Origin of the sequence: Candidatus Poriferisodalis sp. (assembly GCF_965219595.1) — a bacterium.
Classification (GTDB): Bacteria; Actinomycetota; Acidimicrobiia; order Acidimicrobiales; family Poriferisodalaceae; genus Poriferisodalis.
In genome coordinates, this window is record NZ_OZ244781.1 from 2,892,288 (window position 1) to 2,908,450 (window position 16,163).

Here is a 16,163-nt window from a genome sequence, read left to right on the forward strand (position 1 = left end):
GGGGCGTCAGTGGTCCGTTCGAGCATTTCGCGATCGACGAGTTCGCGCAGGATGGCCGATGCTCTTGGTGTGCCGAGCTCGGGCTGCGTCCGTCTCGGGACGCTGGAAGGCCTGAGCCATCTGGGTCGGCGCGACGGTGCCTGACGCGCAGAGTCGGCGCAGCACCAGCAGCAGTTCGACATGGTTGCGCTGTGCATCCTCGAGAAGCGCTACGCACGAAGCAAAATCAGGTTCGGCAGGGCCGCCACCGAACTGAACCCGTACGGCTCCCCGAGTCTGAGAAAGGCTGGCAGCATTCGACGCGTGAACTCAGCAGGCCGCGACCGGCTCGCGTTGCTGCGCAGGACAGCCGACGCCGTTCAGGCGGCGCTGGCCGCCTTCGATCGTTGGAGCGTCGGCGGCGACCGGCCCGATCAGTACGCGCTCGACCAAGTCGCCGACGCCGCTGCGCTGGGCGTGCTCGACGCGGCCGGCGTCGGCGTGCTGAGCGAGGAATCGGGCCTGCGCGCCGGGTCATCCGGCGAGACTGTCATTGTCGACCCTGTTGACGGCTCGACCAACGCGTCGCGCCGTATCCCGCACTATTGCATCAGCTTGTGCGCTGTGGACGGGCTGGCGCCGGTTGCCGGGCTGGTGCGGCATCTCGTCTCGGGTGAGGAATTCACGGCCGTGGCCGGCGGGGGAGCACATCTCGACGGACGCCCGATCAGGCCCAGCGGGCGGACGAGCGGCGAGCGGGCCGTGATCGGCGTCTCGGGCCGTCCCGGCGCTGAGTTGCCGGTCTGGCAGGTGCGGGTGCTGGGCTCGGCTGCGCTCGACCTGTGTGCTGTCGCCTGCGGCCGGCTCGATGCGTATCTGGACCTCAACTCGAATCACGGCGTCTGGGACTACGCCGCAGGCATCCTGATCTGCAGTGAGGCAGGCGCATGGACCGGCGAGGCCGGCGGCAGGGAGCTCTTCCACCTCAGCCACAGCGAGCGTCGGGGGCCCGTCGCTGCCAGTACGCCCGAACTGGCGGCGCTGCTCGGACACGCTCGGCGGCCGGGGTCTGGGTCAGGCGGCGGCCGGTAGCCTGCCAGACCCGGCCGCCCGGGGCGCTTAGCTCAGATGGCGAGAGCACCTCCCTTACAAGGAGGGGGTCGCAGGTTCGAGTCCTGCAGCGCCCACCGATAGGTGCCGGGCCGTGAATTCAGAGCGCGATGATGTGTGGAATCATCTCGTGTGTCTCAGGACGAGTGCGTGCGCTGGGGGTTCGGATGCTGATGCCGCGGCGGTTCACGGGTCTGGTTGTTGCTTCGGTTGCTGTTGTTCTCGTTGCGCTGTCGCTGTCTCCTGTTGGGGCGTCGGCTGGTTTGGCGTCGGTTCAGGCGTCGGTTCTGCCTGATGCCGGAGCGGGCAAGGATCCTTGTCCGGTTCCTGCGGAGGGCAGGCTGCGGTCTGACGCGGAGTGCGATGTGGTGGTCCGGCTGGTCAACAACAGTTCGGCTGTTTCGACGTTCTCTATCAGCGAGAGCGGTGCTGCGGGTGCGCTTGATGAGAGCGTGTTCAGTCCGTCGCTGCCGGGGAAGAGCAGGCTGGGGGAGTGTCCGTGCGAGGTGACGGTTGCCGCGAACTCGTCGGCGACGTTCGGGCTTCGGGTCGAGGTGGGCGATGTGACGCCGGGCTGGTACACGAGCCGTGTCCGTGTGCATCGGCTGCACACCGGCGGGCGGCTGTTGGCCAGTTTCCAGGTCAAGATCGACGAGGTCGGTGCGGACTGGGACGTGACGGTGTCGCGGGGCTCCCTGTCCTTGGCTGAGGCCGACGATCCCGACAGTGCCGGCGCGTGGGAGCATCAGGCGGCTTATTCGGTGAGGCTGACCGAGGAGCCCTCCGGCGATGTCACCGTCACGCCGGTGAGCGCCGACGCGTCGGTCGTTGCGGTGTCGGGGGCGTTGACGTTCACGGCTGCGGACTGGCAGACCCCCAAGACGGTGACGGTGACTGCTGTCGACGACGACATAGCCAACGTCGGGGACCGTCACGCGAGCATCCGCCACGACGTCAGCGGCGTCGGCGTCGGTGACGTGACGGCGGACGACGTAGCCGTCGTGGTCGCCGATGACGACATTCGGGGCGTGAGCGTGTCGGCAGGCACGCTGGCGCTCGACGAGGCCGACGATCCCGATACCGGCGGGGTTCTCGAGCACCGAGGCGCCTACACAGTGCGCCTGACAAGCGAGCCCGCCGGCGGCGATGTGACTGTCGGTCTGGCCAGCGGCGACACGTCTGTGGCGACGGTCACCCCGGCGACGCTGAAGTTCACCTCTGCTGACTGGGGTATCCCGCAGACGGTGACGGTCACCGCGGTCGACGACAGCACCGACACTGCGAGCGGCCGTCAGACGAGCATCGCCCACACCGTCACCAGCACCGGCGACTACGCCGGTATGACCGCAGCCGACGTGGCTGTCACGGTCGGCCCGCTGCGCATCGACCCATGCACCACCGACACCGGCGGCGATTACGACATCGACGACGACGGCCTGATCGAAATCTGCAACCTGGCCCAGCTCAACGCGATCCGCTGGGACCTCAACGGCGACGGCGCCGCTGACGTGTACCCGCCCGACAAGGACGGAGTAACCGGCCACGACCCCGACGGCACCACCAAGCACGCCGCAGCGTTCCCCAACGCCATCACCAACATGGGCTGCCCGACCGGCGGCTGCGCAGGCTATGAACTGAGCGCCGACCTGGACTTCGACACCAACGCCAACGGCCGAGCCGACACAGGCGACGACTACTGGAACAACGGCCTCGGCTGGCACCCACTCATTGGCGGAGCGAAGATCAACTCGGCAAGAGAGCGGTATCGATTTTGGCACCATGCGGTTGCCGGTGGAATCGTTGAGTGTTGCGGCTACTTTCCCAACCCGCGCGCTCGGATGTTCACAGCAGAGTTCGAAGGCAACGGGCGCACCATCGCCAATCTGTACATCAACGACCCCGTGCTCGATTACGTCGGACTGTTCGGCATCATCGGCCACGGTGCGCACGTTCGCAACTTCGGGCTGACCGCACCCAACGCGGACAGCAAGGTAGTTGGAGGCGCGCGGGTAGGAGCGCTGGCCGGCGATATCGAGCGGGGCAGGGTCAGCGGCGTCTATTCCGACATCGACGTGTCGGGAGAGCGCAAGGTCGGCGGGCTGGCCGGCTCCATCTGGCGCTTCGGTTTCATGATTGAAAGCTACGCCACCGGCGACGTCACCGGCAAAAGCATCGCCGGCGGCTTGCTGGGAGTTCTCAGCTGGTCCGGTGTCGCCGCCGTCTACGCCACCGGAGACGTGACAGTTGAAGTCGACGAAGGTGGCGGCCTAGCCGGTTATCGTGCGGACGGCCACCTGCGGGCGGCATACGCCACCGGCTCAGTCAGCTACACCGGAGCTCACTCCAGTCCGGGTCGGCGCATTGGTGGATTAGTCGGCGGGTACGCGCACTGGTGGACCAAGTCATGGATGCGAGCGAACTATGCCACCGGTCGCGTCAGCAGCCCCAACGCCGAGATCACGTCCGGCGGGTTGACTGGAGGCTGCAAGCTGAGCAAGAGAGAGCGCAGCGAAGGCGCCAACTACTGGGACGTAGAAGCCACCGGCATGGCTACCAGCCCGGACTGTGGCATGGGCTACACCACTGCCCAGCTGCAGGCACCCACCGGTTACACCGGCATCTACGCAGACTGGAACGTGGACGTGAACGTGGGCAGTTATCACGGGAGCTTTCTCGGGCCGGGCGATGACCCGTGGGACTTCGGCACCTCTACCCAGTATCCGGTGCTGAAGTACTGCGCCGAGAAGCCGGGCATCGAGACCCCTGACGGGCAGCCGTACTGCCCGCTGCAACCCGGCAATCAGCGCGACCCCTCAAGCGGCCAAGTCGAGACCGACTCCAGTCCCGTGGTGAACGTGGCCGCGGCGACCGACATCAGCGAAGGCCAGTCCGCTGCCTTCATCATTGCAGCCAACCCGAATCCGTCGGCCGACTTGCCGGTGAACATCTCCGTCACGGCCGGCGGCGACTACGGCGTCACCGTCGAGACAACAACCGTGACCATCCCCGCAGACGGCAGCTACACCCTGAGCGTTGCCACGACCGATGACAACGTGGACGAGGACGACGGCACTGTCACCGTGACGATCGACACAGGCACGGGCTACACGGTCTCCGCCACCGCGGGCACCGCGACGGTGGCGGTGGCTGATGACGATGTTGCGCCGTGTGATACTGCGGATGCCATCAGCCGGGCTCGCGCCGCGTTCGCGTGGCATGTCGACAACAATGGCGGCAACGAGGCTTTGTTCTGGCAGATCCTCGCCTATCTCGGCGCGGACCCGATGCCTGCGCCGCCGGGCGGCACTGTTCCTGCGTCGACCACCCCCGAGGCGGTGAGGACGTTCAGCGGCGGCAAGTCGTGGCCTGGTTGGGTGCAGATCAATGCTGCGATGCAGTGTCACACTCCGCCGCCTGTGGTGAGCATCGCTGCGGGCGCCGATGTGGACGAGGGCGACGTTGCGGTGTTCACGGTGTCTGCGGTTCCGGCGCCGTCGGCGGCTCTGGATGTGTCTGTGGCGGTCACCGAGACAGGCGATTTCGGTGTGTCGCCGGGATCACGCATCGTCACGATTCCGGCGTCGGGCACGGCCACGCTGACGGTGGCGACGGCGAACGATTCGGTTGATGAGCCTGACGGGTCGGTGACGGCGACGGTGGGCGCCGGGACGGGTTACACGGTTTCCGCAACGGCCGGGGCGGCGTCGGTCGCGGTGGCTGATGACGATGTGCCGCCGCCGTCGGTGTGTGTGCCGTCTTTGCCGTGGGATGCGGTGACGGTGGCTGTGGTGACTGGTTGGCGTGGCGAGCTCTCCCATGCTGCCCATCAGCAGCGCTGGGACCGGGTGCTGGCCGCGTTGGGGGTGGACACCGGCGAGACGGCGATGACCGTGGCTGACGCGCAGGCGGTCAAGGCGCGGATCGACAATTCCCGCTGGGACCGCACGGTGCGCACGCTGGAGGCCATGGCCCAGTGCGGCACCGACCCGCCGCCTGCGCCTGCGGTGGACCCTGAGGTGAGCATCGCTGCCGGCGGCGGGATCACCGAGGGCGGCGATGCCGCTTTCACGGTCACCGCTGATCCCGCGCCGACAGCAGCTTTGACAGTAGAAGTGACCGTCGCTCAGGCCGGCGATTTCGGCGTCACGACAGGGTCGCAGTCGGTGACGGTCCCCACCGGCGGCAGTGTCACGCTCACGGTGGCGACGGCGAACGACACCGCGGATGAGCCCGACGGATCGGTGACGGCCACGGTCGGCGCCGGCAGCGGCTACACGATCTCCGCGGCCGCTGGCACAGCGACGGTCGCGGTCGCAGATGACGACGATCCGCCTCCGCCTGTGGCCGTTCCTGAGGTGAGCATCACCGCAGGCGGCGGGGTGACCGAGGGCGGCGACGCGGTGTTCACGGTCACTGCTGTTCCGGCGCCGTCGGCGGCTTTGACGGTGGAGGTGACGGTCTCGCAGTCGGGTGATTTCGGTGTGTCGTCGGGTTCTCGGACGGTCACGGTCCCCACCACCGGCAGCGTGACGCTCACAGTGGCCACGACCGGCGACAGCGCTGACGAGCTGGACGGGTCGGTGACTGTCACGATCGGCGCCGGCAGCGGCTACACGGTGTCCCAGTTGGCGGGCACAGCGTCGGTCGGGGTGGCCGATGACGACGACCCGCCTCCGCCCCCGCCTCCGGTGGTGAACGCGGTTCCGTCGTTGTCGATCAGCGACGCGTCGGCGGGCGAGGGCGGCACGCTGACGTTCACGGTGACGCTCAGCCCCGCCAGCGACCGCTACGTGTGGGTGCACTACTACGCGCGGCCCGGGCACGGGGCTGCGTTCTCGGCGACCTTCACAGACTTCGCCCAGGCCTACGGGATGCTGACCTTCAGACCCGGCGAGACAACCAAGACCGTCACCGTGGCAGCGGTCGACGACAGCCGAACCGAAGACGACGAGACGTTCACAGTCGTCCTGTACTCCGCGGTCCAAGCAGCAGTCGCCGACGGCGAAGGCGTCGGCACCATCACCGACAACGACTGAGATCCCGTACTGCCATCACCGGAAGGCCTCGTTTGGGAGGCGGCTACTCGTGGCGTGTCATGAGCACGTAACCGCATGCCTTGGTGCCATCGGCGGCTGCTTGGGTGCCGGAGCCGGGTGTGGTGGAATGGCGGTGATGGGTCGCGCAAGATGGGTCGGCGGGGTGGTGTTGTTGGCGTGCTGCGCGGCTGCGGTTGTGCTTTTTGGGCGACCCCCCCCCGACGTTGGGCCGGTGTCCCACCCGTATGAGCTGACCCAGCAGGACGAGGGGCAGCTCGACCGCCACCATGCCGACGCCGTCTCCCGATGCACGGGCAGGCCTGCCAAGTGGCGAGATCGTTTGTCGGGCTGTCAGTGGTATCTGAGCGACAGCAGGGCTGGGGTGTTCGACGTCAATGTCGAGCCGGCGTGGGGGGCGACGCTGGGCGAGGGCGTGACGGCGCTGGTGGTGGATTATCCGGTCGATTATCGCCATGAGGATCTGCGCGACAACATGGATCCGGCCGACTCGCCGGGGCTGACCGAGGCCGCGGTGGTGGGCTCCGACACGAGTCACGGCACCTCCATGGCGAGCATCATCGCAGCGCGTGACAACGCTGTCGGCTTTCGGGGTGTCGCGCCGCGGGCTGCGCTGACCTGGAGGAGCATCAACTCCGTCGAGATTCACAGCTATCTCGCTGTAGACGACGCGAACACTTGGAGCACGTGTGTCGAGGTGGTCGACGCGGACGGCTCGGTGGCTGGTGCGTGGGTGCCGGGTTGCGAGTCGTACAGGGGAGCACCGGCGCCTGCGCAGTACTACACGTTCACGTTGGACTCCGAGTCGCAGGTGACGATAGAACTGCAATCAAGCAGCGGCTCCAATCTGTATGTGCGCAACGGCTACGCGCTGTCTGGCGGGTGGATCGCTCACGACTACGGCTTCAAGCGCAACTCACGGGTCAGTCGCACGTTGCCTGCGGGGGTGTACACGATCGAGGCGACGACGTACCTAGCCGAGCGCAGCACAGGCTCGTTCACGCTTCAGGTCGCCGGCTTGGACGGCGTTTCGGTGCCTGACGCCATCGAGTCGGGGCGCAGGTGGGCGCCGGTGTGGGACTCGCTGCTGGAAGCCGCTGTGGTCAACCGCAGCTACGGCCCTGCTAACTACACCCGCCCGTACAAGGATGAGAGCGGCGGTCTGGGGCATCTTCCTGAATATGAGGTCTACGACACGATGGCCGAGTTCGGCTTCGACGGTCGGGGCACGCTGAATGTGGTGTCGGGCGGCAAGACGTTTCCTGTGCCGGGGCTGGTGTTCTGGGCGACGCTGGCCGAGGAGCGCAGCCATCCCGCGGTGGTCGCGGCGTGCGCCACCGACCGGAACGGCCGGCGGGACGCTCGGTCCAACACGAGCATCGAGGGTCCGAATCTGTGGGTGTGCGCGCCGGTCGGCGGCATGGTGTATGCGATCTTGGGTGACCGCTACTACCTGAGCACGGGCACTCCGTCGAGTCCGGCGACGGCTTTGGTGTCGGGCGTGGCTGCGCTGGTGCGCAGCATCGACGCCAGCCTGTCATGGCGCGACGTGAAGCTGATATTGGCCGCATCCGCGCAGCACAACGACCCCGGCGACGCGGGCTGGCAGCAGGGCGCTGCGGTGTACGGTGCGGCCCAGCAGAACTACCGCTATCACCACAGCTACGGGTTCGGTGTCGTCGACGCGGGCGCCGCGGTGCAGCTTGCGCAGAACTGGCGGTACCTGCCCGAGTACCGCAGCGAGCACATATCGGCGCCGATGCTGTCACCGGCGCCGGCCGTCCCTGACGACGGCAGCACGGTCGCTGCCGATCTCGCTGTTGATCCTGAGATCGATTTCGTGGAGTACGTCGAAGCCCATCTCGTGCTGGACGCGCCGTGGTTCCGCGATCTCGAGGTGGAGCTGGAGTCCCCGTCGGGCACCGTGTCGACGCTGAGTGTCCCGGTCGGCGACATCACCAACCCGGCCTTGGCCAAGTATGACTGCAAGCAGGCGTCGGAGTGCGGCATCTCGGGCAGCTTCCGGTTCGGCACAGCGGCCCATCTGGGCGAGGACCCCGCCGGCACCTGGACGCTGCGACTGGCCGACCGGCGGCCCAACGGCGGCGCCAACACGCTGGAGTCGTGGTCGCTGCGATTCTTCGGCCACAAGTCCTCGGACCCGACCCCGAACCTCACCCCCTCGCCCACCTTCGGGCCGTGGCCGCAGGTATCGATAGCCGCCGGCGCCGACATCACTGAAGGCGACGACGTGACGTTCACCATCACCGCTGATCCCGCGCCGTCGGAGGCGTTGGACGTGACCCTGTCGGTCACGGCGGCGGGCGATTTCGGTGTTTCGCCGGGTTCGCGTCAGGTGACGGTCCCCACGACCGGTACCGCCACGCTCACGGTGTCGACGACCGGCGACTCGGCTGATGAGGCTGACGGGTCGGTGACGGCGACGGTCGTCAGCGGTTCGGGGTATTCGGTGTCGCAGTCGGCGGGTTCGGCGTCGGTGGCGGTGGCTGATGACGATGTTGCGCCGTGTGACACTGCAACGGCTATCAGTCGGGCGCGTGCTGCGTTCGTGTGGCACACCGACAACGATGGCGGCAACGAGGTTTGGTTCTGGCAGATCCTGGCGTATCTGGGCGCGGATCCGATGCCCGCGCGGCCGGGCGGCGGTGTTCTGGCCTCGACCACTCCTGAGGCGGTGAGGGCGTTCAGCGACGGCAAGACATGGTCCGGCTGGGCGCCGATCAACGCGGCCATGAGCTGCCACACCCCGCCGCCTGTGGTGAGCATCGCGGCGGGTGCTGATGTCGGCGAGGGCGGTGATGCGACTTTCACGGTGTCTGCGGTTCCGGCGCCGTCGGCCGCTTTGGATGTGACGGTGGGGGTGGCCCAGATAGGCGATTTTGGTGTGCCGGCGGGGTCGCACACGGTTACGGTTCCGGTGTCGGGCAGCGCCACGTTCGCCGTGGCCACGACTGATGACTCCGCAGACGAGGTCGACGGGTCGGTCACCGTGACGGTCGCCGCTGGCTCCGGCTACACGGTGTCCGCGGCTGCGGGCACGGCTGCGGTTGCGGTGACCGATGACGATGTGCCCAAGGTCAGCATCGCGGCGGGGGCCCGGGTCACCGAGGGCGGGGACGCCACGTTCGCGGTGTCTGTTGTTCCGGTGCCGTTTTCGCCGCTGACTGTGGGAGTGACGGTTTCGCAGTCGGGTGATTTTGGTGTGTTGCCGGGTTCGTACACGGTGACGGTTCCCACGACCGGGTCTGCCACGCTCGCCGTGTCAACGACCGGCGACTCGGCTGATGAGGCTGACGGGTCGGTGACGGCGACGGTCGTCAGCGGTTCGGGCTATTCGGTGTCGCAGTCGGCGGGTTCGGCGTCGGTTGCGGTGGCTGATGACGATGATGAGGTGCGGGTGGCCGATCGGTGTGTGGGGGCGTTGTCGGGTGACGGGAGCGTGAGCGGGGTGTGGGCTGCGGGCTGCGGTTCGTCGGCGCGTGCAGGCCGCCTTGCGCGGTTCCTTTCGTTCTCGTTGGACAGCCCGAGCCGAGTGACGGTCAATCTGAAGTCGTCGGCGGACACGTATCTGTATCTGCGCCGCGGTGTGGGCCAGAGGTCGGGTGCTGCGTTGGCGTCCGACGACGACGGCGGCAGCGGGTACAACTCGCGGATCAGCCGACAGCTCGCGGCGGGCGGTTACACGATCGAGGCGACGACCTATCACTCGTCGACGGGAGGGTCGTTCACGCTGACGGTCGCTGGCATCGGGACCCAGACCGTGGTGCCCCCGGATCCTGTGGTGAGCATCGCGGCAGGCGGCGGGGTGACTGAGGGCAGTGATGCGACGTTCACGGTGACTGCGGACCCGGTGCCGTCGGCGGCGCTGGACGTGACCGTGGCGGTCACAGCGGCGGGCGACTTCGGCGTCTCGCCGGGATCGCACACCGTCACGGTTCCCTCGTCGGGCAGCGCCACCCTCACCGTCGCCACAGTCGGCGACTCGGTCGACGAGGCTGACGGGTCGGTCACGGCGACGGTCAGTGCTGGCAGCGGCTACACGGTCTCGGCCACAGCCGGGGCGGCGTCGGTCGCGGTCGCCGATGACGATGTGCCGCCGCCGACGGTGTGCGTGCCGTCTTTGCCGTCTGACGCGGTGACGGTGTCTGAGGTGACTGGCTGGCGCGGCGAGCTCTCTCATGCTGCGCATCGGCAGCGCTGGGACCGGGTGCTGGCCGCGTTGGGGGTGGACACTGGCGAGACGGCGATGACCGTGGCTGACGCGCAGGCGGTCAAGGCGCGGATCGACAATGCCCGCTGGGACCGCACCGTGCGCACGCTGCAGGCCATGGCGCAATGCGACAGCGACCCGCCGCCTGCGGCCGTTCCTGAGGTGAGCATCACAGCAGGCGGTGGGGTCACCGAGGGCGGCGACGCGACGTTCACGATCATCGCCGACCCCGCACCCACGGCACCGCTGACGGTGAATGTCGCAGTGGCGCAGTCGGGCGACTTCGGTGTCATGACCGGTTCGCAGTCGGTCACGGTCCCCACGTCGGGCAGCGCCACCCTCACGGTGGCGACAACAAACGACAGCACCGACGAGGCCGACGGGTCGGCCACCGTCACGATCAACGGCGGCACCGGCTACACCGTGTCGTCCGCCGCGGGCACAGCGTCGGTCGGGGTGGCCGATGACGACGACCCGCCGCCTCCGCCGCCTGCGGTGGACCCTGTGGTGAGCGTCACCGCCGTCGGCGGGGTGACTGAGGGCAGCGACGCGACGTTCACGGTCACTGCTGTTCCGGTGCTGTCTTCGCCGCTGACAGTGACAGTGACCGTGTCCCAGTCGGGCGACTTCGGCGTCACGACCGGTTCGCAGTCGGTCACGATCCCCACCTCGGGCAGCGCCACCTTCACCGCGGCGACGACGAACGACAGCGCCGACGAGGCCGACGGGTCGGTCACCGTCACGATCAACGGCGGTACCGGCTATACCGTGTCCCAGTCGGCGGGCACAGCGTCGGTGGCGGTGGCCGATGACGACGACCCGCCTCCGCCGCCTGCGGTGGACCCTGTGGTGAGCGTCACGGCCGGCGGCGGGGTGACTGAGGGCGGCGACGCGACGTTCACGGTCACTGCTGACCCTGCGCCGTCGGCGGCTTTGGCGGTGGAGGTGACCATCGCTCAGACCGGCGATCACGGCGTAGCCGCCGGCACGCGTCAAGTGACCATCCCGACGTCGGGCACCGTCACCCTGACCGTCGCCACCGTCAACGACAGCACCGACGAGGCCGACGGCACGGTCACGGCGACGGTGGGCTCGGGCAGCGGCTACACCGTGTCGACCGCCAGCGGGTCGGCGACGGTCGCGGTGGCCGATGACGACGACCCGCCGCTGAACGCGACGCCGTCGTTGTCGATCAGCGATGCGTCGGCGGGCGAGGGCGGCACGCTGACGTTCACGGTGACGCTCAGCCCCGCCAGCGGGCGTTATGTGTGGGTGCACTATTACGCGCGGCCCGCGTTCGGGGCCGCGCTGTCGGCGACCTTCGCGGACTTCGCGCAGGCCTACGGGATGCTGACCTTCAGTCCCGGCGAGACAACCAAGACCATCACCGTGGCAGCGGTCGACGACAGCAGCCCAGAAGACGACGAGACGTTCAGAGTCGTCCTGTACTCCGCAGCCCAAGCAGCAGTCGCCGACGGCGAAGGCATCGGCACCATCACCGACAACGACTGACAGGCGAGCTGAGTCAGTAGATGCCGGGAACGATGCGGTACGGGACCCGCTCGCGGTATTCGGCCCATTTCTCGGGATCGTCCTTACAAGGAGGGCGTCGCAGATTCGAATCCTGCAGCGCCCACCAACGCCAGTTCCTCGATAATCGGTGGTGGATGCTTAGGTCGTCTGAATACTAGAGTATGAAAAGATCAGTAGGCAATTCCGAAAGTTATGGCATGCGAGTTTCTGAGCGAGGTCAAATCACGATCCCCAAGGGTTTGCGGGACCGCTTTGGGCTGAGTCACAACGTCGAGGTGGAGCTCACTCCCACTCAAGGAGGGCTCCTCATTCAGAAGCGGACGGTCGCACTGCATCCGGTCGAAAGAGTGTTTGCCATCATCAGCGGCGATCTCAGCACCGATGATTACATCGAGGAGATCAGGGGACGGTGATCACTGCCGTCGACACCAGCGTCCTGCTGGACGTTTTTCGTGCCGATAAACGGCATGGACCAGAATCGCGGGAACGCCTGAAGGCGGCGTACGACGCCGGTGCCGTCGTCATCTGCGACATCGTGTATGCCGAACTCGTGCCAGCGTTCGGCGGCCGTGCACTGCTGGATGAGACGTTGGAGCAGATCAACACTGTGCTGTCTCCAATCACCACTGACATCGCCTATGAGGCAGGGCTGCGCTGGCAGCGGTACCGTCAGGCTGGCGGACCGCGTGAACGGATCATCACCGATTTCCTGATCGGCGCCCATGCCGTGAGCGCAGCCGACAAGTTCCTGACGCGCGACCGCGGCTTCTATTCGACCTACTTCCCCGAACTGTCCGCCGACTAGCGGGATGCGCCGTTGGCGACTTGAACCAGCCGGCGGTCGAGATCACTGCCGCCGAGCGCCCCCGGCTCAGTAGATGCCGGGAATAATGCGGTACGGAACACGCTCGCGGTATTCGGCCCATTTCTCGGGGCCGTACTTCTGCGCGCAGCGTTTGTCGTCGTCCATCTGCCGGTAGCTGAACAGCGCGAAGACGTAGATCAGGTAGAGCCAGGCCCACAGGTTGCCGAAGTGTCCCCACGCCACGGCGAGGCCCAGCCCGTAGAACACTTCGCCCATGTAGTTGGGATGGCGAGATGCGCCCCAGAAGCCGCTGCACAGAATCTTGCGCTCCCCGGCTTCGATGATCTGCGGCTTGATGCCCAGAAAGCTGCGCTCGGGCCAGCGCTTGAACGTGTACTTCTGCATGTTGGCGCCACGGCTGATGCACCAGCCCAACACGTACAGCGCCGGTGCGCCGATCAGCCAGAGCGCCCGCCAGCCCCCTGCGTGGCCAGGATCGGGATGGGCTGCCATGCCCCACATCGGGATGATGAACATCCAGCCGTAGACGAACAGGCCGCCCCAGAACATCTTGAAGCCGAGGCGCTCGTAGATGATGTCGAACGTGTAGAGCATCGTTCGTTCGAAGATGAAGTAGTCGACGACGTAGAGGGTGAAGAACGCCGCGAAGAGGTACGCGCCCGGATTCGGGTTGTCGACGTTCTCGTAGTGCCAGACCGCGCCGGAGAAGGCGTTGAGCGACAGCATGGTGCCGCCGACCACGTAGAAGTACATCTTGAGATCGATGCGGTCGTTGAAGAACTGCATCTCCTGAGCGCGGCCGAACCAGCACGCCAGGAACTTGTTCTTCGCGTCACCCTCGGGTTGGCTGAATACGGCGATCAGGGTCATGATGACCGCCAGCATCGTTCCGCCGGCTACGGCGTACAGCGACGATCGGTAGAACCAGTCCCGCGGCATGCCCGTGAGCTCGAACCACCAGATCGCCTGGGTCACTACGAACACCAGCAGCCCGTTGAGGCGGTAGCTGCGGGGCTGGCCAGTCTCGGAGTCGATGACGTAACCGGGCACGCGCTTGCCGGGAATGACCATCTGCAGCACGAAGAACGCGGCCATCACGAACAGCGGCGTGAGAAATCCCAGCACCGCCTCGCCCGCGGTCAGCTCTGTCAGGTGACCGATGCCGAGCCGCTCGAACATGGGTGGCCTCCTCTCCGGTAGCCCCGCAGCCAGCCGGCGCTAGAAGATGCCGGGAAGGATCCGGTACGGAACCCGTGCCTGGTATTCGGCCCATTTCTCGGGGCCGTACTTCTCGGCGCAGACCTTGTCGTCCTCGAACTGGCGGGGCACGAAGAAGGTCACGATCATGATCAAGTAGCTCCAGGCCCACAGGTTGGTGAAGTGCCCGAACGCCAAGGCGTTGGACAGCCCGTACAGGGCCTCGCCGAAGTAGCCGAAGTGCCTGGCCTTCCCCCAGAACCCGCTGCAGAGGATCTTGCGGTCGCCGGCCACGATGACCTCCGGCTTGATGCCGAGGAAGGAGCGTTCGGGCCAGCGCTTGAACGTGTACTTCTGCATGTTGGAGCCGCGGGAGATCACCCAGCCCGCCACGAACAGCACTGCGCTGCCGATCAGCCAGAGGTACATCGGGCCGCCCGAGAAGCCTGGATCGGGGTGTTTCGCCAAGCCCCACAGCGGCAGCACGAACATCCAGCCCCACACGAAGGGCCCGCCCCAGACGAGCTTGAACCCGACGTTCTCGTGGATGAGGTCGTAGGTGTAGAGCTGCACTCGCTCCCATACGAAGTAGTCGAAGACGTAGAAAGAGTTGATGATGACGTAGAGGACGAGGCCGGGGTTGACGTCGTCGACGAAGTCGGCGTGCCAGGCCAGCGCGGACCAGGCGTTGAGCGAGAGCATCGTGCCGCCGACGATGTAGAAGTACATCTTGAGGTCGAAGCGGTTGTTGAAGAACTGCAACTCCTGCGCACGTCCGAGATAGAACGCCTTCAACGGGTTCTTCTGTTCGCCCTCGGGCTGGCTGAACACCACGAAGGCGGTCGCGATGGCGGCGGTGATCACCCCGCCTGCGATTGCGTACATGGTCGACCGGTAGAACCAGTCTCGTGGCAGCCCGAATAGCTCGAACGCCCACACGATGTGGGCAAGCACGAACACCAAGATGCCGTTGAGTCGGTAGCTGCGGGGCTCGCCGGTGTCGCGGTTGGTGGCGTAGCCCGTCACGCGACGGGCGGGCAGGATCATGTGCGCCACGAATGCGAAGGCGCAGACGAACAGCGGCGTGAGGAACCCCAGCACCGCCTCGCCGGCGGTCAATTCGAATAGATGGCCGATGCCGAGCCAGTCGATCATGCTGCACGCCCCCTCTCGCGCCTCTCAGCGCAGACTGCCAGTATTGCCGTCAGCGGCGAGTGGTCGTGGGACTCAACGACGCACTCGGCGGTAGCGTCCGCTGGCGACGGCAGGAAGGTGCGTGAAGCCATGAAGCTCGACAGCGGGGATCGATTCCCCGAACTCACTCTGGCCGACCTCGAGGATCAGCAGGTCACCATCCCCGACGTCTTCGGCGACGGCTGGGGTGTGGTGCTGGTGTACCGGGGCCACTGGTGACCGTACTGCCGTCAACAGTTGGTTGACTTCGACGGCGCCGGCTCGCTGCTCAAGACGCTCGGCGCCAGCGTCGTGGCCCTCTCCGTGGACGACAAGGAGACCACGCAGCGCCTCTCCGACGGCTTGCAGCTGCGCACGGTGAAGATGTTGCACAGCGCAGACATGGCCGAGGTGTCATCGCTCACCGGCGCCTACACCGAGGAGGGGCGGGGCATCCTGCACGCCACCGGGTTCATCCTGTCCCCGAGCGGCAAGGTGGCTCAAGCGTGCTATTCGACGGGGCCGATCGGGCGGTTCACCGCGCTCGACACGATGCGGATCATCCGCTTCGTGCAGCAGATGAGGCAGCGCCAGGGCTAGGGCCAACCGCCACGTGTTGACTGCTCGGCCGCTAGCCGCCCTGTGCTGATTGCTGGGCGGTTACCCGCCCACGATGAACCGCTGGTGCGTGCCCTCAGAGATGAGCGTGTCACCGTGGGTGACCCGGATGTCGAAGACGAGACGGCGGCGGTCGACTTCGCTGATCTCGCCCGCCACCACGACGTCTTCGCCTGCGGCGACAGCGGCCTCGTGGCTGACGCAGATGTGGATGCCTACGGTCGTCTGGTTCTCCGCGAGGTGCGGCTGGACGCCAAACAGGCAGGTGCCTTCGATGAGACGGACCATGTCAGGGGTGGACAGCACCTTGTTGGGCAGGTGCGGCGGGGACATCTCGTCGGTGACCCGGTGCGTTTCGTTGACACCGAATCCGACCTGTAAGGCTGCGCTCATGGCCGCAGACCCTAGAGGCTTGACCGGGGAGGGCTCCCCGCTAGGTTGC

10 protein-coding genes, 1 tRNA gene and 1 pseudogene are annotated in these 16,163 nt (G+C 66.8%); 8 read left to right on the forward strand and 4 right to left on the reverse strand.

The window, feature by feature from the left end; all coding sequences use genetic code 11:
• Positions 1-303 precede the first annotated feature (303 nt).
• The 3 genes from ACOQPE_RS12800 (at position 304) to ACOQPE_RS12810 (ending at position 6,125) form a co-directional block, all read left to right on the forward strand.
• Positions 304-1,071: an inositol monophosphatase family protein gene (locus ACOQPE_RS12800; protein ID WP_420609283.1), complete on the forward strand. Its 768-nt coding sequence runs from the start codon at positions 304-306 to the stop codon at positions 1,069-1,071.
• Positions 1,072-1,092: 21 nt separating this feature from the next.
• Positions 1,093-1,166 (forward strand) — tRNA-Val (locus tag ACOQPE_RS12805).
• Positions 1,167-1,454: 288 nt separating this feature from the next.
• Positions 1,455-6,125 carry a Calx-beta domain-containing protein gene (locus ACOQPE_RS12810; RefSeq protein ID WP_420609284.1) on the forward strand — a complete coding sequence of 1,557 codons (4,671 nt, stop codon included), beginning with the start codon at positions 1,455-1,457 and terminating at the stop codon, positions 6,123-6,125.
• Between the two features lie 43 nt (positions 6,126-6,168).
• Here the strand turns inward: ACOQPE_RS12810 and ACOQPE_RS12815 are convergent, their stop codons facing one another.
• Positions 6,169-6,414, reverse strand: a complete 246-nt coding sequence (locus ACOQPE_RS12815; RefSeq protein WP_420609285.1) for a hypothetical protein — start codon at positions 6,412-6,414, stop codon at positions 6,169-6,171.
• A gap of 93 nt (positions 6,415-6,507) precedes the next feature.
• Here ACOQPE_RS12815 and ACOQPE_RS12820 point away from each other — a divergent pair, with 93 nt between their 5' ends.
• The 3 genes from ACOQPE_RS12820 (at position 6,508) to ACOQPE_RS12830 (ending at position 12,712) form a co-directional block, all read left to right on the forward strand.
• On the forward strand, positions 6,508-11,886 hold the full coding sequence (locus ACOQPE_RS12820; RefSeq protein ID WP_420609286.1) for a proprotein convertase P-domain-containing protein: 5,379 nt from the start codon (positions 6,508-6,510) through the stop codon (positions 11,884-11,886).
• Positions 11,887-12,104: 218 nt separating this feature from the next.
• Positions 12,105-12,320 (forward strand): AbrB/MazE/SpoVT family DNA-binding domain-containing protein, encoded by a 216-nt coding sequence (locus tag ACOQPE_RS12825; protein WP_420609287.1) that lies wholly within the window; start codon positions 12,105-12,107, stop codon positions 12,318-12,320.
• On the forward strand, positions 12,317-12,712 hold the full coding sequence (locus ACOQPE_RS12830; protein WP_420609288.1) for a type II toxin-antitoxin system VapC family toxin: 396 nt from the start codon (positions 12,317-12,319) through the stop codon (positions 12,710-12,712). The genes ACOQPE_RS12825 and ACOQPE_RS12830 overlap by 4 nt, the downstream gene beginning before the upstream one ends.
• 66 nt (positions 12,713-12,778) lie before the next feature.
• On the opposite strand, the gene ACOQPE_RS12835 is transcribed toward ACOQPE_RS12830, so the two are convergent.
• Together ACOQPE_RS12835 and ACOQPE_RS12840 are read right to left on the reverse strand one after the other, a co-directional pair.
• Complete coding sequence (locus tag ACOQPE_RS12835) at positions 12,779-13,912, reverse strand: DUF1295 domain-containing protein (RefSeq protein WP_420609289.1); 1,134 nt, start codon at positions 13,910-13,912, stop codon at positions 12,779-12,781.
• 39 nt (positions 13,913-13,951) lie between these two features.
• Positions 13,952-15,085 (reverse strand): DUF1295 domain-containing protein, encoded by a 1,134-nt coding sequence (locus ACOQPE_RS12840; RefSeq protein WP_420609290.1) that lies wholly within the window; start codon positions 15,083-15,085, stop codon positions 13,952-13,954.
• 129 nt (positions 15,086-15,214) lie between these two features.
• Between ACOQPE_RS12840 and ACOQPE_RS12845 the strand changes: the two genes are divergently transcribed.
• Together ACOQPE_RS12845 and ACOQPE_RS12850 are read left to right on the forward strand one after the other, a co-directional pair.
• Positions 15,215-15,343: a hypothetical protein gene (locus tag ACOQPE_RS12845; protein WP_419853370.1), complete on the forward strand. Its 129-nt coding sequence runs from the start codon at positions 15,215-15,217 to the stop codon at positions 15,341-15,343.
• A gap of 12 nt (positions 15,344-15,355) precedes the next feature.
• A pseudogene (locus ACOQPE_RS12850) lies at positions 15,356-15,703 on the forward strand (peroxiredoxin); the annotation flags it as partial.
• Between the two features lie 60 nt (positions 15,704-15,763).
• Here ACOQPE_RS12850 and ACOQPE_RS12855 read toward each other — a convergent pair.
• Positions 15,764-16,114, reverse strand: a complete 351-nt coding sequence (locus tag ACOQPE_RS12855; RefSeq protein WP_420609291.1) for a thioesterase family protein — start codon at positions 16,112-16,114, stop codon at positions 15,764-15,766.
• Positions 16,115-16,163: the final 49 nt, after the last annotated feature.

Coding starts and splice junctions, on each gene's coding strand:
- ACOQPE_RS12840 (WP_420609290.1), bottom strand. CDS start 15,085: ATGATCGACTGGCTCGGCATCGGCCATCTATTCGAATTGACCGCCGGC.
- ACOQPE_RS12835 (WP_420609289.1), bottom strand. CDS start 13,912: ATGTTCGAGCGGCTCGGCATCGGTCACCTGACAGAGCTGACCGCGGGC.
- ACOQPE_RS12825 (WP_420609287.1), top strand. CDS start 12,105: ATGCGAGTTTCTGAGCGAGGTCAAATCACGATCCCCAAGGGTTTGCGG.
- ACOQPE_RS12845 (WP_419853370.1), top strand. CDS start 15,215: ATGAAGCTCGACAGCGGGGATCGATTCCCCGAACTCACTCTGGCCGAC.
- ACOQPE_RS12815 (WP_420609285.1), bottom strand. CDS start 6,414: ATGGTGGCGGTCGAGCTGCCCCTCGTCCTGCTGGGTCAGCTCATACGG.
- ACOQPE_RS12855 (WP_420609291.1), bottom strand. CDS start 16,114: ATGAGCGCAGCCTTACAGGTCGGATTCGGTGTCAACGAAACGCACCGG.